Raw genomic sequence first — 21685 nt, forward strand, 5'->3', positions numbered from 1 at the left:
ATTGATTCCATTAAGGCAGGTAGGTGTCCACGCGTGGACACCCTCAAACCATCTCATTCTCCAGCAGGCAGGCCACCTGACGTGCGCCGCTCTGGATCAGCTCTGGCCGCTGGCTGGCGCAGGCCTCCACCCGGCGCGGGCAGCGCGACTGAAACAGACAGCCCCGGGGCAGGTCCATCGGGCTGGGCAGGTCGCCGCTCAGGATCTGCGGCGCCACCTTCACCCGCGGGTCCGGCACCGGCACCGCCGACAGCAGCGCCTGCGTGTAGGGATGGCGCGGCGCCCGCACCAGATCCGCCGCCGGGGCCATTTCCATCATGCCGCCCATATACATCACTAGGATATCGTCCGAGATATGCCGCACCACGCCAAGGTCATGCGCCACGAAAATCAGCGTCAGCCCCATCTCTGCCTGCAAATCCTTCAGCAGGTTGATCACCTGCGCCTGAATCGACACATCCAGCGCCGAGACAGGCTCATCACAGAGAAGGATCTGGGGCCGGGCGACAAGGGCCCGCGCGATGCCGATGCGTTGACACTGACCGCCGGAAAACTCATGCGGAAAGCGGTTGATGTTGGCCTGCGCGATACCGACGCGGTCCATCATCTCCAGCACCGCGCGCCGCCGCTCTTCGGGGCCAAGCTCGGGCAGGAAATAGCGCAGCGGCTCGGCCACGATCTCGCGCACGGTCATGCGCGGGTTGAGCGAGGCCATCGGATCCTGAAAGATCATCTGCATCCGCCGCCGCAACCGCTGCAACCCACTGCGCCTTTCATAGTCCACGACGTCCCCGTCCAGCGTGACCGTCCCAGAGGCGCGCGGCCCCAGGCCGGCGATGGCGCGGATCAGCGAGGACTTGCCGCAGCCGGATTCCCCGACGATCCCCAGCACCCGGCCTGGCATCAGGTCGAAGCTGGCGCCATTGACCGCGTGCAACTGCCGAGGCGGAGACCACGGAAACCGCTGGCCGCGCCGGACCGGAAAGGTCACGTGCAGGTCGCGGACGGTGAGGATCGGCGCGGTCATGTCAGCTCCTCCACCGGGCGCAGGCAGGCGCGGCCGTTTTCCAGTTGCGGCAGGGTGTGGCGGCAGGCCTCGATCACGTCCCGACAGCGCGGGGCAAAGGGGCAGGCCCGGGGCGGGGCGGTCTGGCTGGGCGGGCTGCCGGGGATGGCGGTCAGTTCGGTGCCGTCCTCAGTGATCCTCGGCACGGCCCGCAACAGCCCGCGGGTGTAGGGATGTCCGGGTGCGTCGAAGATCGACAACGTCGGCGCGGCCTCCATCACACGGCCGCCATACAGCACCATCGTATCCTGGCAGAACCCGGCCACCACACCCAGATCATGGGTGATCAGCAGGATGGCGGTGCCAAACTCACGTTGGATGTCATCCAGCAAAGCCATGATCTGCGCCTGTACCGTCACGTCCAGCGCGGTCGTCGGCTCATCGGCGAGGATCAGGCGCGGCTTGCAGATCAGCGCCATGGCGATCACGATCCGCTGCCCCATCCCTCCGGAAAACTCATGCGGATAGGCGCGGAGCCGGTTCTTGGCATCGGGAATGCGCACGGCGTCCATGACCTCCAGCGCGCGCCGCCGCGCCTCGGCCCGGCTGACGCCTTCGTGCAGTTCCACGACCTCTCCCAATTGCCGTTCGATGGTCATGTAAGGATTGAGTGAGCTCATCGGATCCTGAAAGATCAACGCGATTTCCCTGGCCCGCAGCCTGTTCAACTGCGCCTGGGGCAGGCCGATCAGGTTGCGCCCGTCAAAGAGGATTTCGCCCTCCACCTCGGCGTTGCGCGCCAAGAGGCCCATGATCGCCAGCGCGATCTGGCTCTTGCCCGATCCGCTTTCCCCAACGAGCGCCAGTTTTTGCCCCTCGGCCACGTCAAAGCTGACGTCGTTGACCGCATGTACCTTGCCGTCTCCGGTGCGAAAGCGGATCTTCAGGTTTCGGACGGACAGCAAGCTCATCGGCGATCCTTGGGGTCAAGGGCGTCGCGCAGCCCGTCGCCAATGTAATAGAGCGAGACTTGGGCGATCACGAAGAAGGCCGCCGGATACACCAGTTGCCAGAGCGTGCCGAATGTCATGGTGCCCGCCCCCTCAGAGATCAGCGCACCCCAGCTGGTGTTGGGTTCCTGAATGCCGACGCCAAGGAAGGACACAAGGCTTTCGGCCATGATGATCTCCGGGATCACGATGGAGGTGTAGATTACGATCACCCACAGGATGTTTGGCGCGAGATGTTTGAAGATGATGGCAAGGTCCGACATGCCCAGCATCCGCGCGGCATCCACAAATTCGCGGTTTTTCAGCATCATCACCTGTCCACGCACGATCAGCAGCCCGGCGGTCCAGTTCACGATGATGATGACGATGATCATCTGCGTCAGCGACCGGCCAAAGAAGGCCTGCCAGACGACAAAGAAGATGATGTAGGGGATCGAGATCCAGATTGTGTAAAGGCCCACGACCATCTGGTCGAAGCGCCCGCCGAAATAGCCCGCCAGCGCCCCGATGGTCGCCCCCAGCAGAACCGAGATCGGCCCCGCGACAAACCCCACCATCAGCGAGGTGCGCGAGCCTTGAACGACGCGGGCATAGAGATCACGGCCCAACTCGTCGACGCCGAACCAGTGACCGTTCTGCAGGCTTGGGCCGCCGTCGGTCTTGACCCGTCCTAGAACGTTCCAGTCAATCTCTTCGTAGCTCCACCGTGCAAAGGCGTGGCCGAAGATGGCGAAAAGCACCAACGCAAGCAGCATGAAAACGGAAAACACTGCCAGACGGTGGCCAAGGAACCGCCGCCCGGCATCGGCCCAGAAACTGCGCGATGTGACCATCTCTTCGGCGGTGCTGTCGGCAAAGCCGGGGGAGTTCAGGTGTTTGCGGGCCTCGGTCACAGGCTGCTCCTGACTTTCGGGTCGATCCAGGCGTACATCAGGTCCAGCATCAGGTTCAGGGTAAAGGTCAGAAGGCTGTAGAGGATCGCCAAACCCAGAAGGATGGCATAGTCGCGGCTATAGGCCCCGTCGATGAAATCCTGCCCGATGCCGCCGGTGGAAAAGAACACGTCGATAAAGACCGATCCGGTGATCATGTAGACAAAAACCGGCCCCATGTAGGTCAGCGTCGGCAAAAGCGCCGGTTTCAGCGCGTGCCGCCAGATGATCGTGCGTTGCGGCAGCCCCTTGGCGCGGGCGGTCAGGATATAGGGCGCATTCAGCACCTCCAGCATCGACCCGCGCGTCAGGCGGGCGACGGCGGCCATGTAGGACGTCCCCAGTGCAATCGCGGGCATGACGATGTATTCCCATTGCCCGCCGTTCCAGCCGCCGCCGGGCAGCAGGCCCCATGACAGCGTGAACAGAAGAACGAGGATCGGCGCCAGAACGAAGTTCGGAAAGATCTGCGAAAAGATCGCCAGCCCGGTCATGGTGTAATCCCACAGGCTGTTCTGTCTCAACGCGGCGATGATGCCCAGCGGCACCCCCAGCACCAGAACGAAGACCGCAGACCAGAAGCCATAGGTCAGCGTCACCGGAAACCCTTGGGCGATCACGTCGTTCACCGTCCGGTCCTTTTGGCTGAAGCTCGGGCCGAAATCGAAGTGAAAGACGATGTTCTTGATATAGGTCCAGAGCTGCACATACAGCGGCTCATCCATGCCGTAGCGTTCCAGCACATTCTGCATGACCGCCGGCGGCAGGGGCTTTTCCGAGGTGAACGGACCGCCGGGGGCCAGCCGCATCAGGTAAAAGGAAAAGACGATCAGAACCAGCAGCGTCGGAATGATCGTCAGCAGACGGCGCAGCGTGTAATTGAACATGACAGACCTCACAGGCCCTCCGCCCGCAGGGGCGGAAGGCTGTCTTTGTCAAAGGGGCAGGATTATTCGGCGACCTTGTAGAGGTCCTTGGAATACCAGGTCTGCTCGACGTTGTTCACCGGCCAGCCCTTGAGGCTGTCATTCAGCATCATGTTGGTCGAGGCATGGTAGACCGGGATCACGGGCATCTCCTCGGCGAGGATCTGCTCGACCTTGCCATACAGCGGATTGGCGTTTTTCGAGGTCTTCGCCTCTGCCATCAGCGCGTCCACATCGGCATTGGAATACTTGCCGTCGTTATAGCCGGATTGCGTGGTCAGCAGATCGAGAAAGGTGGAGGCCTCATTGTAATCGCCGCACCATGCCCCACGCGCCAGTTCGAAGTTCTGGTTGCCACGGGTTTCAAGAAACACTTTCCATTCCTGATTGGCCAGCGTGACCTCGATCCCCAGCTTTTGTTTCCACATCTGGCTGGCGACGATGGCGATCTGCTGATGCGCCTCGGAGGTGTTGTAGAGATAGGTGAACGACAGTTTGTCGCCGTCCGGGCCATAGCCCGCATCCGCCAGCAGTTCTTTGGCCTTCGCGTCCCGTTCGGCCTGAGTCATGTTGGCGAAATCCACCTCCGGGATTTCGAAACCGTCCGTCGCGCCGGGGGTGAAGGTGTAGGCCGGGAACTGGCCGCCCTGCAGGACGCGTTCGACGATCACGTCACGGTCCAGCGCGTAGGACAGGGCCTGACGCACGCGCAGGTCCTGAAACGCCTCCGGTCCGTCCTTGAGGTTGAAGGTCATGTAATAGTTGCACAGGCGCGGCAGGGCGTAGGCCTCTTCGGGGAACTCTTCTTTCAGCGCTGGATACTGGCCCGAGGGGATTTCTGTCTTGTCGACCTCTCCGGCGCGCCAGCGGGTCAGACCCTGCGCATCGTCGCCGATCACCAGCGTCACGACCTTGTCCAGCACGGTCTTGTCATTGTCCCAGTACATCGGGTTGCGTTCCCGCTCGGACCGTTCCTTGGGCACATGCTGGGTCAGGATATAGGCGCCGTTGGTGACGATGTTTTCCGGGCGGGTCCATTCGCTGCCATGTTCGTCGATCACCCATTTGGGCGAGGGAAAGGTGGTCGCGTGGCTGACCATCTTGGCGAAATAGGGCAGGGGTTGCGACAGCTGAACCACCAGTGTGTGATCGTCCGGGGCCGAGACGCCCAGATCGGTGATCGGCTTTTCACCGGCAATGATCGCCGCACCGTTCTGGATCGACATTAGTTCCATGTACCACGCATAGGGCGAGGCCAGTGCAGGATCGACGGCGCGCTGCCATGCGTAGACGAAATCGCCCGCCGTGACCGGTTTGCCGTCCGACCATTTGGCATCGTCGCGCAGGGTGAAGGTGTAGGTCATGTTGTCGTCGCTGACCTCATGGCTCAGCGCGACACCGGGCACGATCTCGCCGGCCGCGTTCTGATTGTAGAGACCTTCGAACAGGTCACGCACCACTTCGGAGCCGTTCACATCCTCGACAACCTGCGGATCGAACGAAGAAAATTCATCAAGGACCCGGTAGGTGAACACCTGTTCGCCCGCCAGTTGCGTGCCTTCGGGAACATCCGCGGCAAAGGCGGCTGTGCTCAGCGCGGTCGACAGCAGCAGCGCGGTGAAAGTCCTGCAATGTTTCATGGTTCTCCCCTGAAGATGAATGGCTTTGGCCGTAGCGTGACGGAACGGGCACGCATTGGAAAGGGGATTCTCGACGGAGAGTGGCGTGGTTGATCAACTTTTGCGTGTAGGGATTGCGCTGGCCTTTTTTGGCCATCCCGTCGCGTCAAGACAGCAGGCGGACCATCCCATGGGGCATGCCGGACCAATATGCGGAAAGCTCTGGCAGGCTGTCCGCGTCAAAGACCAAGGCCAGCCAGTTTCCGTCCTCATTTGTCAGCCCGATCGCCAGATCTGCACTGTCGAAAGGAGCAAGGAACAGAATTTCGCCGGGGCCGATCTCACCCAAAGGCCCGTCCGGGTCCGAGGCTGTCTGAACGATGGCGTCATGCAAGGCAAGTGGGGTTCTGAAACCTTCCCGAAGGGGTGTTTCCCCGCCTTCAGGCTTGTGCACCGCAGCCAAGACATCTGCTGCGGCCTCTTGGAAGTGGTCCAGGGGATCGGGGACCGCTGCTGCGAATGGCGCAAGGCCCAAATGGCGCATCAGCACCTCCGCCGAGATCCCTGATTGCGCCGGGTCCGGCTCGACACTTGGCGGTTCCGCACGGACAGAGGCTTCAACCGCCTCGCCAAACAGATCTTCCAGCACCTTGGCGACGGCGCTCACCTCCGCCGGATCGGTTGCGCGGAGCGGATGGCCGGTCAACCCTGAACTCTCGGCGCCCTGAACCTCGACCAGGGTCTGCAGGGTTCCGCCCGATACCTCTGCCTTGATCATGGCGCCGGTGTCCGCCTGAATGGTCAGGCAGCGCGGCAGGATGGTGTTGCGGATCGCGCGAAGGGCCAGCCCCAAGGCGTCCTCGCTCAGTCCTTGCTGGGCGCCTTGCCGGTCGACGCCAACGGCGGAGGCACGTGCCAGCAGAGCCGCGAGTTCCTGCGCGGTGGTCATGTCCCGGTGTCCTCGGATCGGATCAGGTCGAGACCGGCGGTATCGACCGCGCTCAGGTCCGCGCCCGGCGCAAAGAGGCAGCACAACGCCTCTGCCGAGTCGCCCGCGGCGCGCAAAAAGACACGGCATCCGGTCGGCCCGGACAACACGGCAAGCCGTGCGGGCAAAGTGGCTGCGGGATCGAACAGGCGAGCCGCTGTCCGGCAGAGTGCATCCAGATGCTCCTGCCCAAGACGAATGGCACTGTCAGACATCAGAACGGTGCCTGCCGAGATATCGGCAAGCAGGACCAGTTCACAGGATGCGAAACCGGCGCGAAATCTGACAAGATCGTCACGGGTCATGAAATCAGCCTTCCTGGCTCCTTCATGACCTCTGGGCAGTTAATGTCAGATTGACGTCAGGCGGATCGCATGTCGGGGCGTGGCGTGCGGGTCTTGGGGCGGGCAATGCGGCGCGGGATAACCTTGCCCGGCTGCGCACGCGCCGGTTGGATAGGCGGGGCGGCTTGCGCGCGCGCCTGTGGTTGCGGCGTCATGGAGGGCGCTTGCCGGGGGGCGGGTTCGGCCGGGAAGTCCGGCGTTCCCGGCGCCTTCAACCCGTCCAATGCATCGCAGAGAAACCGCACAAGGGCCGCCGCGCCGGTCGCCTCCAGCACGGCGTCATCCTCGCGCCCGGCAAGGGCGGCGGGCAGGGCAATGGGCAGGACCTCCCGGAACAACGCGCCGGCCTCTCCCCGGACACGCGCCAGAACGCGCGCCCGGTCCCGCTCCGTCTGCATCTTGTCCATCCGCGTCACCAGCAGCAGGCTTTTGGTCCAGAGCAGCGGTGGAACCTGTTCCCACAAGGCCGCCTCCGACTGACGCCACGCCTGATTGGCGGGGGTGCACCAGATCACCAGATCGACCTGCGGCAGGAACGCCTCCCAGAAATCCGGCACCATGTTCGGGTCCGATGTGCCGGGCATGTCGATCAGATCGCAGGCGTGCAGGAAATCCGCGTCCAGGGACACCGAAATCATCTGCGTGTCATCCGGGCGGCAGCCGGACCAGTCGTCCAAGGCAAGCGGCTCTGCCGTGCCCGCCTTGGACAGCCGTTGCGCGGACGGCGCTCCCAGCCGGTACCAGACCGGTGGCAGTTGCGTCGCGGTGACCTGCACCGGAGAGCTTTGCTGCCCGAGCAACAGGTTGGCGAGCGTGCTTTTACCGGCGCTGAACTCTCCCATCAGCGCAAGGCGCGGTTTGCGGGATGCGGGGGCTTTGGGGGCGTCGCTGGTCATAGGGCGTGCCTCAGATTGTCTTGGGGTTGGAGTTTTGACACGGGCGGCGGGGCCGTTGCCTGACCGGCAAGCCCCAGAACAATGTCGCGTTGGCCCTGAATGAATTCCGCCAGCGCGGTGCGCATCGCGCGCGAATAGGGCGCAGCGCTCTGGTGATGCAGGGTGTCGACGACCGGTTTGGTCTCTTCGTGGATGAGACGGGCAAAGTCCTGCGAAAAAGCCTCGTAGCCACGCTGTCGCCGCCAGAATCGTGACCACCACCCGCCGCGCAGGTCCAATGCGATGGTCTGGCCCAGATTGACCGGCGCCGGGGCGGTGGGCAGGGGCGGCGGTGCGATGCTGCGGACCTCGGGCGAAAGTCCAAAGGCATGGCGATAAAGCGCATCGATGTCAGAGGCCGCGGTCTGAAACACATCCGTCCCCGCCTTGCCCGCGCCCTGAACAAAGACCTTGTAGGCGCTGCGCAACAGCATGCGCAGGCCGGAGGGGTCATAGGTCCAGACCTCGCCTTCGCCGAATTGCTCCAGATGTTTCACTAGCGATTTCGTGGCGCGGCCCAGAAAGGCCCGCTGCGCATTGTCCGACCGTCCGGCAAAAACCTCATGCGCCTTGGCAAGACGCGACTCCAGCGCCGCACTTGCGCGGTCTTCGATCTGCTCGAAACTTTGCAGGATCTCCTGCGCGGACATGTTGATGCTCTGCACCTCTGCCGCATCGGGGCCGCGCAGACTGTCATGCGCCTGAGCCCCGGTCTGAAGGTTGCCAAGTGCGACCTGCAGGCTTTCCTCCAGCTTGGCGCCAGTGCTTTCTTCCACCCGCGCCGCGATGGCCTGCCCCAGAGCGGGCACACCGGACAGGTGCCAGATGATTTCTTGCGGGCTCAACTGGGCCAGATCGCCGTTCAGCTGCGCCTCGGCCCAGCCGATCAATGCTTGCGCGCTGTCCTCACCAAGCGCATCAAAGCTGCCAGAGGCGGCGTGGCTGGCCCAATAGCCGCTACCGAACAGGATCTCGGCGTCCTTGGGGCCGTCGAAACGTTCCAGGGTCGCCAGAATGCTCTTGCGGATTTCCGGAACGGCGCGCGCCGGGTCCGGCAGTTCGTCGATCCGGTTCACGAAGATGATGACCTCGCGCGCGCGGACGTTTGAAATCAACCGGATCAGTCCAAGGTCCACAGAGGAAAGGGCCTGCGCCGCAGACAGGACCACCACGCACAACCGGCTGCCGCGCAGCGCGTTGATGGTGATCTGTTCGCGGATCATGAAGGTATCGTTGACCCCGGGAGTATCGCGTATGCACAGGCCCAAAGGCAGATCGGGCGTGGGCAGCCAGAGATCCGCGGACCGGGTGATATCGGCAAAACGACCCTGTTCCCGGGTGCCGCCGGCCTCTTCCCAGAAATCGTCGCCAAGGCAGACGTAGCGTTTGATCAGCTCCTCATCGAACCGCTCGTATTCATGGGTCTGGCCCAGAAGCATGTGAAACTTGCGTCCCAGACGGGCGCGCGATTTCTCCCGCATCTCGTCCAGTTGCGCGCGGACCTTTTCCATCTCGTCCGCCGCCCCGGCGCGGGCGGCCATCTCCCCCACGCGTCCGCCTTGGCGGATCAGGTGGTTCCATTCGTCATCGGTGAAAAAACGAAAGGCGGCCCGCCGGTCATGGGCCTGCAGATGGGGCGAAAGATGCAAGGAGGTGACGACCGAGGTCCACGGATTGACGTCAGCAGGCAGCAGGTCCGGCCAGCCAATCATCGCGTTGACCAGCGTGGTCTTGCCGGCCTTGACCTGCCCGATCATGGTGACGCTGGCCTCGAAGGCGCGGATGCGGGCGCGCTGATCGCGGGCCTGTTTTGCCAGCGGAGCCTCGGACGATTGCCCGATTTCGGCAAAGGACTGATCAAGCGCGTTCAGCCGGGTGGCCAGCCCGTTCAATCCGTCAAATGCGGTCAGGGCGGTCTGTCTGCTCTGCTCTGGTCGGGTCATGTTTCTGCCTCGGTTTTTTTGCCTGTGCCTTGTTCGCGTTACGCGACAAGGCGTGTTTCTATGTCCTGCCGCACCTGCAACAGCAGACGCGCTGCGTCGCCGACCTGTTCTGCGCCGCCCTCGATGCGCAAGAGCAGTGCGAGGTCTCGGGCCTCGGTCACGGTCGTGCAGAGATCGGGGCAGGCGTCTTCAAGGCTCGGCATAGCCTCCGCCTGATCGCAGAGCCTGTCGAACGCTTCCTCGAAGGCGGTCAACCCCTCCTCCGGGTTGGCGGGATCGAACCGGCCGAGGATCACGTTTTGGCGCATCTGCTCTGCTTCACGCCGGACGGATTGGAACAGCCGCGCAAGATCGGCGCGCGCTGCCTCGTCCAGCGTGGGCGGCGCCAGTTCAGGCTCTGCCACGACGGTTGAGGGAGTAGGGTCAAGGACAGGGGCGCCGGGGGCCTCGACCAGACCATGCCGCTGCAGGAACAGGTGGGCCGTGTGGATGTCCTGCGTCGTCGCCTCTTCGATGACCGTGTTCAAATGCGCCGCCAGCCGTTCTGCCGCGAAGTCGGTCTCGGCGCTGCTGCGAAAGGCGATGTCAAAGGCGGTGTCAAATCCCCAGTCATGCGCTTTGAACCCCTCGGCGGCGGGGGCCTTGGTAAAGATCAGCAGCGCATGATTTCTCAGGCTGTCCGGCGCCTCGTTCCAGGCGTCCTGCTCGGCCCGGGTCCAGCTGCGGGTGCACCACAGCGTCAGATCCGTTCGCGAAGCGGCCCAGCCCAAACCGGCGCGGAGGTCATCGCCGCTGTCTTCGGAGATGATCAGCAAGTAGCGCCGCCCGATCAACCCGGCGGCTGCGGCGGTGACACGCAGAAAGACCGGGTTCTGCCGCAGGATGCTGGCGCTGGGCAGTCCGACGAATGCAAGGTAAGAGCCGTCCGCCAGCATCGCCTCCGTCGACGGCCCCTGACCATACTTCAGGTCCAGCGTCGGCAGATCCAACCCGGGCTTGACGATCTCGGCCCGGCACAGGGCATTCAGGAGCGGACGTTTGCCGGTTCCGGGCAGACCGAAAATGCCGATCCGCACCGGCGCGGTCAGTTTGTCGATCAGTCGGTCACAGGTGGCACGCGCCTTGGCGGACAGGCTTTCGCGCTCTTTCAGCGCTTCGAGCCGGGCAAGTGTGGCGGCCTTCAGGTCCTCGGTGTCCATCACAGCCGCAGCCCTCCCAGCGCGTCTCGCACCGCGCGGCGGCCCTCGGCGACGGGGTGAAGCCGTGGCAGCAGGCGGGACAGGGATTTGCGCAGGCGGGCAGGCAGGCGGACGGGCTGGGACACAGGCGCCGCAAGCCGGATAACAACAATGGAGACATTGTCCTGTTCGGGGCGGTCCTTGTCAGCCACCGCAGCCATCAGGGCGCGCGCCAGCGCAGCACTGTCGGATCCGGCGTGGCGGGCGATCAGATTCAGGATTTCCGTGTCCGGCAGAACGTCCAGACCGTCGCTGGCCAGCAAGAGCGTATCACCGGGCAACAGCCGCAACGGATCCGCCGGGCAGTCAACGCGCGGGATCTGACGCCCGGTGACCGCCGAGGTCAGGCAGTGCCGGTGCGGATGACGCTCTGCCTTGTCCGCGTCCATCGCGCCGTTTTGCACCATGAGGTCCAGCTGTTCCGCCATCGAGTGGTTTTCATTCAGCCGGGTCAGCGCGCCGTCGCGGCACAGGTATAGCGGGCTGTCGCCAACCGACAGCCATGACAGGTGGTCCCCATCCACCGCGACGGAAACCAGCGTGCCACCGGTATCGGGGGAAATGCAGCCCGCGCCGATGTGCTGGCGCAGACGCGCATTGGCGCTGTCCAGCGCTGCGCGGAAAGGTGCCTGCCCGGGGGTGCTGCGGGCGGCGGCCATGAACAGTTCGCCAAACATTTCGGACACCAGGATGCGGCTGGCCAGATCGCCGTCGTCATGGCCTCCCATGCCGTCGGACAACACCGCAAGACCCGGTCCGCCCTGTGGCATATGTGCGATCACCGCGTCTTCCTGCCGGGCGCGGCGGCCGATGTTCTGGGCCGTGGCGGCATCGGCGGTCAGGTCAGCCATCGGAGGCCTCATGCCCCGTGGTCCAGGAAAACTCTGCGCTGCAGAAGGCGACAAAGCGCAACCGCGTCTTTCCGATCCGGATGCAGTCCTGATCCTTTAGTTCCTCTGTGGTCAGCAAAGGCTTGTCGTTCAGCTTGACGATATTGGCCTTGCCGCCGTGTCCGACATAGGTGCGGTTTTCATCCTCGTCATGGGCGATGGCCACATGCCGTTCGCGCGAAATGGCGGCGTCGCCAAAATCCAAGGTGACGGTCTGATCGACGTCACGGCCAATGGTGGACAGACCGGCGGTCAGCGTGAACGACGCGCCGCGTCCGGGGCCGTCAATGACAACCAGCCAGCCGATGGGAAAGCGCGGCGCCTCTGACGCTGCGGCGGCGGGGGCGGTGTCCATGACATCCGGCTCGGCATCCGAATGAAACCCCAGCAGCCGGGTCTTGGCCCGGGTCGAGGCCGGTCGCGGTGCGGCCGAGGGTTCGGTGCCATAGGCCGATGCCGCGCTTTGCGCCAATGCCGAAACCGGGGCGGAAGGCGCGCGAGGCGGCGCCGGTGTTTCTACAGGATCGATGTCCCAGACCTTGGGCCGACTGGGCATGGGCGCCGCTGCGGCGGGGGCTGCCGGTTGAGAGGGTTCCCGTTGTGGGGCCGGTCCGGCGGCAGGCAAATCTTCCCGGATCGTTTCCAGATCGGCAAGGATCATGCGCGTCTGCGGCGGCCTCCGCGAAGGTGACGGATCGCGCAGCGCTTCAGCGACGGCCTCTTCTTCGCGCGGCGTTTCTTGCGCCGCCTTGCGGGCGGCTTCGGCAAGATGGGCATCCTGCGGCGTCCATTTCCGGCTCATCATCGGTTTGGGACGCGGCGGGCGCGGGACGTGATCGCGGGCCTCGCGCGCCTGCGTTTCCTCATCGAACCGAGGGCTGCTGCCGGGTCGGGACGCCGAGCGTTGCAGATCTTCCCAAGGGTCCACCAAGGGGTCGCCCTCTGGTGGTTGCTCGGTTCCGCCTTCGGTCGTTGGCCGTCTGCGTGCGATCAAGTCCTTGAAGCCCCGCATGTTTCTCTGCCCCTGTTATATGTTCGATTGAATGGATTGGCGTGTGCTGCGGGCCGACCACGGCAAGAGCGCTGACAGCGAGAACCGCCGCCGGGGAGGCGGTTCCTGATCGGTTTCTTCGTGCGCGTGTTGCGGCGTGGTCGGCTCGGCGGGCACCTGTTCCCAATCAGCGGGATCTTCGTTCAGGATCGCCCAGTATTCACGTTCGGCGGCGCGTTTCGCGGCCTCATGGTCTTCCTGCGGTGTGGGCGGCGGGGCCGGTGGCGTGGTTTCGGCCTCTTCGGCGATGGCCCGGTTGTTGATCTGCACCATTTCGGCGATGGCCAGATCGATGACCGGATCGGGTGCTGTGGCAATGGATGCAGGACCAGCATCGGCAGGCACCTGCGGTTCACCGCTGATTGCCGCCAACCAGGCCTCTGCCGTTGGCAAACGGTCCTTGGCGAACAGGCAAAGGCATTTGTCGATGGCGGCCAGAAAACGCGGGTCATAACCGGAACAGAACGAAGCCAGCGGGCGATAAGGGTCGGGCCGTTGTTCGGCGACCGCAGCCAATCTCAGACTGCTGTTGGGCGGCGGGCTGCCGGTGATCAGGTGGACGAAGGTCGCCGCCAGTGCATAGAGGTCACTGGCCGGGGACTGATCACTGCCCGCGATATAAAATTCCTGCGGGGAATAGCCGTCTTTGACCGTGTGCACGCGTGACAGGATGCGGCTGGCCTGCGTCGCGCTCTGCCGGGCTGCGCCAAAGTCGATCAGTACCGGGGTGCCCGATGTGTCCAGCAGGATGTTGTCGGGGGAAATGTCGCGATGCAGGATGCCGTTCTGATGCACATAGCACAGCGCGTCCAACAGGACGTAGGCCAGTTCCTCGATCGCGGCGGGGGTCAGGGCGTCGGGGTTCTGATCCAGCAGATCAAACAGGTCGCGCCCCTCGACGAAATCCAGCGCCATGTAGGCGGTGCCGTTGGCTTCGAATATCTGGTGCACACCGACGATATTGGGGTGCTGCAACTGCGCCAGCGCGCGCGCCTCCTTCTGGAACAGCTTGACCGCTTGTCCGAAATCGACGTGGAACGACTCCGAGCGCAGCCGGACTGCCTCTCCGGCGCGGCAGCAGATCGAATTTGGAAAGCATTCCTTGATCACAACCTTTCGGCCAAGGCTGTCGCGGGCCAGGTAGGTGATCCCGAAGCCGCCGGAATTCAGATATTTGTCAATGAGATACTGACCATTGCACAGCTCTGTCCCCGGGCGCAGGGCGTCGCCGAAGTGCTGCGGGGCCTCCGCAGCCGGGATAGAGGACTGATAGGTCATACCGTTACTCCGATCTCCGGTGGAGCGTGTTTCAGTGGGACAGGCCGAATGGCGGGCCGCAGGGGACCCGAGGTCAAAACTGATGAATGATTGCGGCTGCGCCGGTGGTGCAATCCCGGCGAAAATGCGGCGCTTCCGGAGACTGAAGCTCAACCTTTATGGGAATTGTCGTGATATCCGTCCGGGGACGGGATCACTTCGCCGTTCGGGCCGGTCTTTCGCGGCGCCGCGCGCGCAGGCGGACAAACAGGGCAACACCCAGCGCGATGGCAGCCGCGACCGAGGCGAGCAGGCTGGACCAGTCCGATACGATCTGGGTCAGATCGTCCAGCCGGGTGCCAAAGCTGTAGCCAAGAATGACATAGACGCTGACCCAGATAGTCTCACCAGCCACATCTGCGATCGTGAACCGCCAGCGTTCCACCCGACCGGCCCCGGCGATCAAATTGACCCAGGGGCCCAGCGGCGCCACCAGCCACGTGGAGAAAAAGACGCCGACGCCGCCCCAGTTCTGAACGGTTTCCCGGGCCTGCCCGATCAGCCGGTGCCGGCCTGTACGATGCGCAATGACGTCGATGAGCGGCGGACCGCCCCAGCGACCGATGTGATAGCCGGTCTGGTCGCCGGCCACCGCCGCCAGCCAAGCGGTGCCCATCACCTGCCAGAAACTCAGGTCTCCCGATGCGGAAAACGCTCCGGCGGCCAGCATGACCACCGCCGTCGGGATCGGGATGGCAAGGCAGGACAGGTAGGCCGATGCCGCCACGACGATCAACCCATAGGTGGAGACCAGCGAAATCAGGGTCTCCGTCATGGATGCGTCCTGCGGTGCTCTGCGATCGCCGCCTCCAGATCCTTGATCAACTCGCTTACGGGCATGCCACGCTCTGCCGCCAGTTGGTCCAGCGTCACGCGGCGGCCGCGTGTTTCTCGGTTCAGTTGCAGCGTACCTTCCACGACCTCCGGCGGCACCCGCCACGACATCGCGACGAAACGTGGGGTCATCCAGGGGCCAAGCGGGACATCCTGATGTGCGGGATCCCCCCAATAGATCGCGCCCATGATCAGCCGACCCGAAAAGAACAGGATCAGCAACAGCGCCGCCACAAAGCCCAGCGTCAGAACAGGGGCTTCTTGCCACAGCCTCCGGGGCAGGCTGGGTTTCTTGCGGGGCACGGTGTCATCCTGATCCGAGGGCATATCCTATGCCTGTGCCAAGCGGCGGCGCTTGGCAAGACCTTCCCGCTGCGAAATCGGCAGGCAGTTCGCACCCTGCAAGACATTGCAGCGCAGAGCGGTCTTGCAGGCGCAGGACGGGGCAGCGATGAATGGGAGGCGAACAGGACGGGCGCACGCCCGCATTTGGCCGTTGCAAGGGGCAGACGGCCAATGCGAACCGGTGCGTCAGAGGGGACGATCATGGCAAAACTCTTGGTCTATTATGCCCATCCGGGGCAGCGCTATTCCCATGCCAATGCCGCTATGGCCATAGCGGCGCGCGCCTTGTCCGGGTTTACCCTGGTTGATCTTTACGCCGAATATCCGCGTCACAACATCGACGTCGACCGTGAACAGGCGCGCCTGCTGAACCATGATGTGATCCTGTTCCAGTTTCCGCTGTTCTGGTACTCGACGCCTTCATTGATCAAGGAATGGCAGGACCTGGTTCTGGAACACGGCTTTGCCTACGGCCACGAAGGCGACCGGCTGGCGGGCAAGATCATGATGCTGGCCGTGACCGCCGCCGGACCGGAAGAGGCCTATGCCCCGGACGGGTATCAGCATTTTCCGCTGCGCACCTTTCTGTCGCCGCTGGAACAGACCGCGCGTCTGTGCCGGATGCGCTTTCCCGCCCCTTATGTCCTGCACGGGGCTTTGGCCGCACAGAACTCTGGCCGGATCGGTCCACACGCCGAAGGCTATGCGCGCCTGCTATGTGCCATACGGGACGACTGTTACGATTTCGACGCGGCAATGACCCGGGAGATCGTCACCGCTGATGATCTGCCCCTTGTGCAAGAGGCCTGAGACATGACCGATTTCCTGTTGCTGGCCTTCATCTTTCTTGTCGCCGGGGTCTTTGCCGTGCCCGTCGCCACGCGCCTTGGGCTTGGCTCTGTCCTTGGCTACCTGATCGCAGGCATCGTCATCAGCCCGATCCTTGGCTGGCTGCATGTGGACGTGATCTCGATCCAGCATTTCGCCGAGTTCGGCGTTGTCATGATGCTGTTCCTTGTCGGGCTGGAACTGGAGCCGCGCCTGTTGTGGGAGATGCGCGCGCGGCTCTTGGGACTGGGCGGGCTGCAGGTGGGGCTGACCACGCTGGCCGTCATGGGGGTGGCGATGGTGTTCGGGATTTACTGGACCATTGCGCTGGCCATCGGGTTGGTGCTGGCGCTGTCCTCTACCGCCATCGTGCTGCAGACCCTGAACGAAAAGGGATTGATGCGCAGCGACGGCGGGCAGGCGAGCTTTTCCGTGCTGCTGTTTCAGGACATTGCGGTGATCCCGATGCTGGCGCTGATCCCGCTGCTGGCAATGCCGGACCTGATGGACACGGTCACAGCCGTCGCACATGGCGCGGAGGCCGCCCACGGTGATGACAGCCATGACAGCGGCCTTAGCCTTGTGAACGGGCTGGCAGGCTGGCAGGTGGCGTTGGTCACGGTCGGGGCCATTGCCACGGTCATCCTGCTGGGCATCTACCTGACCCGCCCGGTGTTCCGCTTCATCGCCATGGCGGGCCTGCGAGAGCTGTTCGTCGCCACCGCGCTGATGATGGTCGTGGGCATCGCCCTGTTGATGAGCCTTGTGGGGCTTTCCCCGGCGCTGGGCACCTTTCTGGCCGGTGTCGTGCTGGCCAACAGCGAATACCGGCATGAACTGGAATCGGACATCGACCCGTTCCGGGGTCTTCTGCTGGGTCTGTTCTTCATGACCGTGGGGGCGGGGATCAATTTTGCGCTGCTCTTTGACAATATCCTGACCGTCGTGGGCCTGACGCTGGGGCTGATCGCGCTCAAGGTGCTGGTCCTGCTCATTCTTGCGCGGATCTTCAAGGTGGGCGGATCGGACAAATTCCTCTTTGGGCTTGGCCTTGCGCAGGCGGGTGAGTTCGGTTTCGTGCTGCTGTCCTTCACGGTCACCAGCAAGGTGATCCCGCAATCCATCGCCGACCAGCTGCTGTTGATCGTGGCGCTGTCGATGCTGCTGACGCCCGCGCTTTTCATCCTGTATGAGCGGGTGATCGTACCCAAATTCACCGTCGATCAGGACCGCGAGGCCGATGATATCGACGAAACGTCAGAGATCATCATCGCCGGGCATGGGCGGGTCGGCGGCGTGGTGCACCGGATGCTGCGCGCGGCCGGCCACAAGCCGACCGTGCTGGACTACAGCGCCGGGCAACTGGAGGTCATGCGCACCTTCGGGATCAAGGCCTTCTTCGGGGATGCGACCCGGCCGGATCTGCTGCACGCGGCGGGCATCGACAGGGCCAAGCTGCTGATCATCGCCATCGACGGGAAGGATCGGATCACCGAACTGGTGCGCTATGTCCGTCAGAACCATCCCCACGTACATATCATCGCGCGGGCGGTGACGCGGCACCATGTCTATGACCTCTATGCGGAAGGCTGCCGGGACATCATCCGCGAGACGTTCGACAGCTCGTTGAGGATCGGACGGTCGGCTTATGAGGCGCTAGGCATGCATCCCTTCGATGCGGAACAGACCGCCCGCAACTTTGCCAAGGAAGACCGCAAGATCATCGCCGAACTGGCCGAGGTCTATGACCCTGATATCCCGCCGCATGAGAACACGGCCTATGTGGAAAAGACGAAGGCCCTGATGGAGGCGCGTGAGGCGGTCTTGTTTGGCAAGCAGTCGGCCTTTTCCACGCGGACCGACCGGGGCTGGACCCCGCCGACGGCGGCGGATCTGGAGGCGGAAAAGGCGCGTGGAGGCAGCGGGGACTGACCTGCGAAAATGCGTGTCCACGCGTGGACACGGGTTGGCCTTATACAAATCAATGGCTTACAGAGGCGAATTAACCTTTCGTCAGGTTTTGCAGCCGGTGCGCGGCGCTGGCAGGACCCCTCTGGGCCGCCGTCGTGGCCCTGACTTTGACACACATCAACGCGCTGGAATGTGTTTCCCGGCAACCTGAGTTCGTTCTGATCAAAGGGAGGGATTTGAGATGAAACGGAACCTTGTTGGCGCATTGGCGCTGGTCGTGAGCATGTCGATACCGTCGCTGTCTGCGGCGGATGACGCGTCGGACGCCGCGGCGATCGACGCCGTCTGGGAGGCTTATGAAACCGCGCGGGTGGCGGGGGATGCCGACGCCTGGCTGGCGCTGTGGGATGAGGGCGGGGTTCAGATGCCGCCCGGAATGCCTGCACGTGGCAAGGATGTTCTGACCGTGGGCGTGCCCAAGGCCTTTGCGGCGATGCCCGCCTCTGCGATGGACATCAGCCCGGTCGAAACCGTCATCATGGGGGATTGGGCGTTTTCGCGTGGCACCTACACCGCGGCGATCACCTCCGGGGGCAATGCGGTCGCGCTGGACGGCAAGTTCATGACGATCTTTCGCCGTCAGGACGATGGCGCTTGGCTGATCTACCGCGACATCTTCAACGCCAACAATTGAGCCTGTTTCCGCTCTGATCCGCCGCGCAAATACGCTGCCTTGTCGGCGGCGGCGGATTGCTTGCCATCCGGTCGCGAAGCGGACAAGAGTGGCGGCCATGACGGACGAGACAAAGAGAGACGGCGGAGCGCCTTTCGACCCGGCAGGCGACGGGGCGAAGATGGGCTTTGCCGATGCCATGTCCTATGGCGATTACCTGCATATCGACGCGCTGTTGGCGCAGCAGCATTGCCTGTCGGATGCGCATGATGAACTGCTCTTCATCATCCAGCATCAGACCTCTGAATTGTGGATGAAGCTGGCGATTCACGAACTGGCGGCGGCGCGCGATGCCTTGTTGGCGGGGGACACCCCCAAGATGTTCAAGATGCTGGCCCGAGTGAGCCGCATCTTCGAACAGTTGAACAACCAGTGGGACGTGCTGCGGACCATGACGCCGGCGGATTACACCCGCTTCCGCGAGGCGCTGGGGCCCTCGTCAGGGTTCCAGTCCTATCAATACCGGATGATTGAATTCATCCTTGGCAATCGCAATACCCACATGCTGAAGCCGCATGAACACCTGCCCGAAATCGACAGGGCGCTGCGGGCGGAACTGGCGCGGCCCAGTTTCTATGATGAGGTGGTGGCGCTGCTGTTCCGGACGCTTGACGGCGATACAGGCGGGATGCCCGCGCCGCAGCTGGACAGCCCGCACGCCGCCCAGCCCGAGATCCAGGCGCGGTGGAAGCGCGTCTACGAAGATATCGACGGGCATTGGACCCTGTATGAACTGGCGGAAAAGCTGGTCGATCTTGAGGACTATTTCCGGCGCTGGCGGTTCAACCATGTCACCACGGTGGAACGTGTCATCGGCTTCAAGCGCGGCACCGGCGGCACATCGGGCGTGGCCTATCTGCGCCGGATGCTGGGCGTCGAACTCTTTCCCGAACTCTGGCACCTGAGAGGTGAGCTATGACCACGTTGCCCCGCAAGGACCTGTTCGAATTGCCCGAGGGCGTGATCTATCTGGACGGCAATTCGCTGGGCCCCTTGCCCAAGGGCGCGGTGGAGCGTGCCGCCACGGTGATGCGCGACGAATGGGGGCAGGAGCTGATCCGCGCGTGGAACACGGCGGAGTGGATGGCCTTGCCGCAAAAGGTGGGTGACCGGATCGCGGGACTGATCGGCGCGCCCGAAGGGACCGTCGCCACCGGCGATACCCTGTCGATCAAGGTCTATCAGGCCTTGGCGGCGGCACTGAAGATGCGGCCCGACCGGCGGGTGATCCTGTCCGACAGCGGCAATTTCCCGTCGGATCTTTATATGGCGCAGGGGCTGATCGGCACCATCGACAAGGGGTACGAATTGCGCACCCCCGCACCAGAGGAGGTGGCCGATGCGATCACCGATGAGGTGGCCGTGGTCATGCTGACACAGGTCGATTACCGATCGGGCCGGATGCACGACATGAAGGCGCTGACGGAAAAGGCCCACGCGGCGGGGGCGGTCATGATCTGGGATCTGGCCCATAGCGCGGGGGCGGTGCCGGTCGGAATGACCGCCTGCAACGCGGAATTCGCGGTGGGATGCAGCTATAAATACCTCAACGGCGGGCCGGGGGCCCCGGCCTTTATCTACGTGCGGCCCGACCTTGTCGAAAAGGTGGAGCCGGCGTTGTCGGGCTGGCTGGGCCATGCGGCGCCCTTTGCGATGGAGCCGGGCTATCGCCCCGCCATGTCGACCGAGCGGATGCGCGTGGGCACGCCCCCGATCCTGCAACTGGCGGTTCTGGATGCGGCACTGGATGCGTGGGAGGGCGTTGACATGAACGACCTGCGCGCGGCCTCTGTCGCGCTGTGCGAGCGTTTTATCCGCGAAGTCGAGGTGCGTTGCCCGACGCTGCGGCTGGCCTCGCCGCGCGATGCGCAGTTGCGCGGGTCGCAGGTGTCCTTTGCCTTCGAGGACGGCTATGCCGCCATGCAGGCGTTGATCGACCGTGGCGTGATCGGCGATTTCCGGGCCCCGGACATCATGCGCTTTGGCTTTACGCCGCTGTATATCGATGAGGCGGATGTGGTCGCCGCTGCAGAGATCATCGCAGAGGTGATCGTGCAGGGGCTGTGGCGCGATCCCAAGTATCAGGTCCGCTCACGCGTGACCTGAGCGGCTCTTGCCGGTGGAGCGTCGGAACGGGCCAAGGACCTTGCGCACCTCGGTCTGGTCCAGCCGTTGCCGGGCGGAGGGATAGGCGGTTGCGACAGGCTCTGTCAGAAGGTGGAACAGGTCGTGCCGGGCCGATGGCGACAGCACGTTGAGGGCAAGGCCCATTGGTCGGAAACTGGCACACCATGTCCCGTTGGCGAGGATCAGTTCGTGCCGGTCCAACAGGATCAGGACCAGCGGCCCAGCCGGCTTGTCCTGCCGCGAGACACCGACAAGGCAGGTGAGATCGGAGGCGCTGACGAGGGCTTCTGATTGGCCGGAGTATTGGCCGGACGTCTTGCGCAAGTGTCCGCCGCCGATCAGGAACTGCTGGTCGGGGCCGACCCGCAAACCGCGTTCCGGCATGGCACGCCCCAGCGCGCCCTTGCGGATCCGGATGCAGACATCGGGTGAGGATGGCGGGTGATACTGACCTGTCCAGAGCAGCGCCTGATAGCCATTGTCTCTTGTCAGGATCCGGTCCCCGCGGCGCAGCGTTTCGGCGGCAACCTCCCCGCGCAGGGTCTTTATGCGGGTTTTGCCGGCAAAGCCCGCAAACCGCGCTGTGCTGGCCGCCAGCCCGTCCTGTCCCGTGTCGCGCGATGCGTCGAACACGGGTGATACAGGTTCGCAGGAGAGGTGATCCCCCCGAAGAAAAGCGCTTCGATCCATTGCGCGGTCAGCCCCCAA

21 protein-coding genes are annotated in these 21685 nt (G+C 63.8%); 5 read left to right on the plus strand and 16 right to left on the minus strand.

What is annotated here, in order from left to right; translation table 11 throughout:
- Nucleotides 1–43 precede the first annotated feature (43 nt).
- The 15 genes from ACTXGA_RS18360 to ACTXGA_RS18430 form a co-directional block, all read right to left on the minus strand.
- On the minus strand, nucleotides 44–1027 hold the full coding sequence (locus ACTXGA_RS18360) for an ABC transporter ATP-binding protein (RefSeq protein WP_443396061.1): 984 nt from the start codon (nucleotides 1025–1027) through the stop codon (nucleotides 44–46).
- On the minus strand, nucleotides 1024–1977 hold the full coding sequence (locus ACTXGA_RS18365; protein WP_443396062.1) for an ABC transporter ATP-binding protein: 954 nt from the start codon (nucleotides 1975–1977) through the stop codon (nucleotides 1024–1026). Before ACTXGA_RS18365 ends, ACTXGA_RS18360 begins: the two co-directional genes overlap by 4 nt.
- On the minus strand, nucleotides 1974–2909 hold the full coding sequence (locus ACTXGA_RS18370; protein WP_443396063.1) for an ABC transporter permease: 936 nt from the start codon (nucleotides 2907–2909) through the stop codon (nucleotides 1974–1976). The genes ACTXGA_RS18365 and ACTXGA_RS18370 overlap by 4 nt, the downstream gene beginning before the upstream one ends.
- Nucleotides 2906–3835: an ABC transporter permease subunit gene (locus ACTXGA_RS18375; RefSeq protein WP_443396064.1), complete on the minus strand. Its 930-nt coding sequence runs from the start codon at nucleotides 3833–3835 to the stop codon at nucleotides 2906–2908. Before ACTXGA_RS18375 ends, ACTXGA_RS18370 begins: the two co-directional genes overlap by 4 nt.
- Before the next feature lie 62 nt (nucleotides 3836–3897).
- Nucleotides 3898–5514 (minus strand): peptide ABC transporter substrate-binding protein, encoded by a 1617-nt coding sequence (locus ACTXGA_RS18380; RefSeq protein ID WP_443396065.1) that lies wholly within the window; start codon nucleotides 5512–5514, stop codon nucleotides 3898–3900.
- Between the two features lie 145 nt (nucleotides 5515–5659).
- Nucleotides 5660–6442, minus strand: a complete 783-nt coding sequence (locus ACTXGA_RS18385) for a hypothetical protein (RefSeq protein WP_443396066.1) — start codon at nucleotides 6440–6442, stop codon at nucleotides 5660–5662.
- Complete coding sequence (locus ACTXGA_RS18390; RefSeq protein ID WP_443396067.1) at nucleotides 6439–6786, minus strand: hypothetical protein; 348 nt, start codon at nucleotides 6784–6786, stop codon at nucleotides 6439–6441. The genes ACTXGA_RS18385 and ACTXGA_RS18390 overlap by 4 nt, the downstream gene beginning before the upstream one ends.
- Nucleotides 6787–6842: 56 nt before the next feature.
- The gene (locus tag ACTXGA_RS18395) at nucleotides 6843–7721 is read right to left on the minus strand and encodes a dynamin family protein (RefSeq protein WP_443396068.1); all 879 of its coding nucleotides are present in this window, start codon (nucleotides 7719–7721) and stop codon (nucleotides 6843–6845) included.
- Nucleotides 7718–9703 carry a dynamin family protein gene (locus ACTXGA_RS18400; RefSeq protein ID WP_443396069.1) on the minus strand — a complete coding sequence of 662 codons (1986 nt, stop codon included), beginning with the start codon at nucleotides 9701–9703 and terminating at the stop codon, nucleotides 7718–7720. Before ACTXGA_RS18400 ends, ACTXGA_RS18395 begins: the two co-directional genes overlap by 4 nt.
- A gap of 38 nt (nucleotides 9704–9741) precedes the next feature.
- A complete protein-coding gene (locus tag ACTXGA_RS18405) occupies nucleotides 9742–10902 on the minus strand; it encodes a putative GTPase (RefSeq protein ID WP_443396070.1) in 1161 nt (386 codons plus the stop codon).
- Nucleotides 10902–11792, minus strand: a complete 891-nt coding sequence (locus tag ACTXGA_RS18410) for a PP2C family protein-serine/threonine phosphatase (protein ID WP_443396071.1) — start codon at nucleotides 11790–11792, stop codon at nucleotides 10902–10904. The genes ACTXGA_RS18405 and ACTXGA_RS18410 overlap by 1 nt, the downstream gene beginning before the upstream one ends.
- Complete coding sequence (locus tag ACTXGA_RS18415) at nucleotides 11785–12843, minus strand: FHA domain-containing protein (protein WP_443396072.1); 1059 nt, start codon at nucleotides 12841–12843, stop codon at nucleotides 11785–11787. Before ACTXGA_RS18415 ends, ACTXGA_RS18410 begins: the two co-directional genes overlap by 8 nt.
- 15 nt (nucleotides 12844–12858) lie before the next feature.
- Nucleotides 12859–14160, minus strand: coding sequence for a serine/threonine-protein kinase (locus ACTXGA_RS18420; RefSeq protein ID WP_443396073.1), 1302 nt, complete (start codon nucleotides 14158–14160; stop codon nucleotides 12859–12861).
- A 193-nt stretch (nucleotides 14161–14353) separates the two neighbouring features.
- Nucleotides 14354–14974, minus strand: coding sequence for a DedA family protein (locus ACTXGA_RS18425; RefSeq protein ID WP_443396074.1), 621 nt, complete (start codon nucleotides 14972–14974; stop codon nucleotides 14354–14356).
- Nucleotides 14971–15336, minus strand: a complete 366-nt coding sequence (locus tag ACTXGA_RS18430) for a hypothetical protein (RefSeq protein ID WP_443396075.1) — start codon at nucleotides 15334–15336, stop codon at nucleotides 14971–14973. The genes ACTXGA_RS18425 and ACTXGA_RS18430 overlap by 4 nt, the downstream gene beginning before the upstream one ends.
- A gap of 243 nt (nucleotides 15337–15579) precedes the next feature.
- Between ACTXGA_RS18430 and ACTXGA_RS18435 the strand changes: the two genes are divergently transcribed.
- The 5 genes from ACTXGA_RS18435 (at nucleotide 15580) to kynU (ending at nucleotide 20956) form a co-directional block, all read left to right on the plus strand.
- Nucleotides 15580–16188 carry an NAD(P)H-dependent oxidoreductase gene (locus tag ACTXGA_RS18435; RefSeq protein WP_443396076.1) on the plus strand — a complete coding sequence of 203 codons (609 nt, stop codon included), beginning with the start codon at nucleotides 15580–15582 and terminating at the stop codon, nucleotides 16186–16188.
- A 3-nt stretch (nucleotides 16189–16191) separates the two neighbouring features.
- The gene (locus tag ACTXGA_RS18440) at nucleotides 16192–18138 is read left to right on the plus strand and encodes a monovalent cation:proton antiporter-2 (CPA2) family protein (protein WP_443396077.1); all 1947 of its coding nucleotides are present in this window, start codon (nucleotides 16192–16194) and stop codon (nucleotides 18136–18138) included.
- Between the two features lie 220 nt (nucleotides 18139–18358).
- Nucleotides 18359–18811, plus strand: coding sequence for a YybH family protein (locus tag ACTXGA_RS18445; RefSeq protein ID WP_443396078.1), 453 nt, complete (start codon nucleotides 18359–18361; stop codon nucleotides 18809–18811).
- Between the two features lie 97 nt (nucleotides 18812–18908).
- Complete coding sequence (locus tag ACTXGA_RS18450; protein WP_443396079.1) at nucleotides 18909–19769, plus strand: tryptophan 2,3-dioxygenase; 861 nt, start codon at nucleotides 18909–18911, stop codon at nucleotides 19767–19769.
- A complete protein-coding gene (gene kynU, locus ACTXGA_RS18455) occupies nucleotides 19766–20956 on the plus strand; it encodes a kynureninase (RefSeq protein ID WP_443396080.1) in 1191 nt (396 codons plus the stop codon). The genes ACTXGA_RS18450 and kynU overlap by 4 nt, the downstream gene beginning before the upstream one ends.
- Here the strand turns inward: kynU and ACTXGA_RS18460 are convergent.
- Complete coding sequence (locus tag ACTXGA_RS18460) at nucleotides 20942–21610, minus strand: Hint domain-containing protein (protein WP_443396081.1); 669 nt, start codon at nucleotides 21608–21610, stop codon at nucleotides 20942–20944. The genes kynU and ACTXGA_RS18460 overlap by 15 nt on opposite strands.
- Between the last annotated feature and the right edge of the window lie 75 nt (nucleotides 21611–21685).

It is taken from the genome of Antarctobacter jejuensis (assembly GCF_052266595.1).
GTDB lineage: Bacteria > Pseudomonadota > Alphaproteobacteria > Rhodobacterales > Rhodobacteraceae > Antarctobacter > Antarctobacter jejuensis.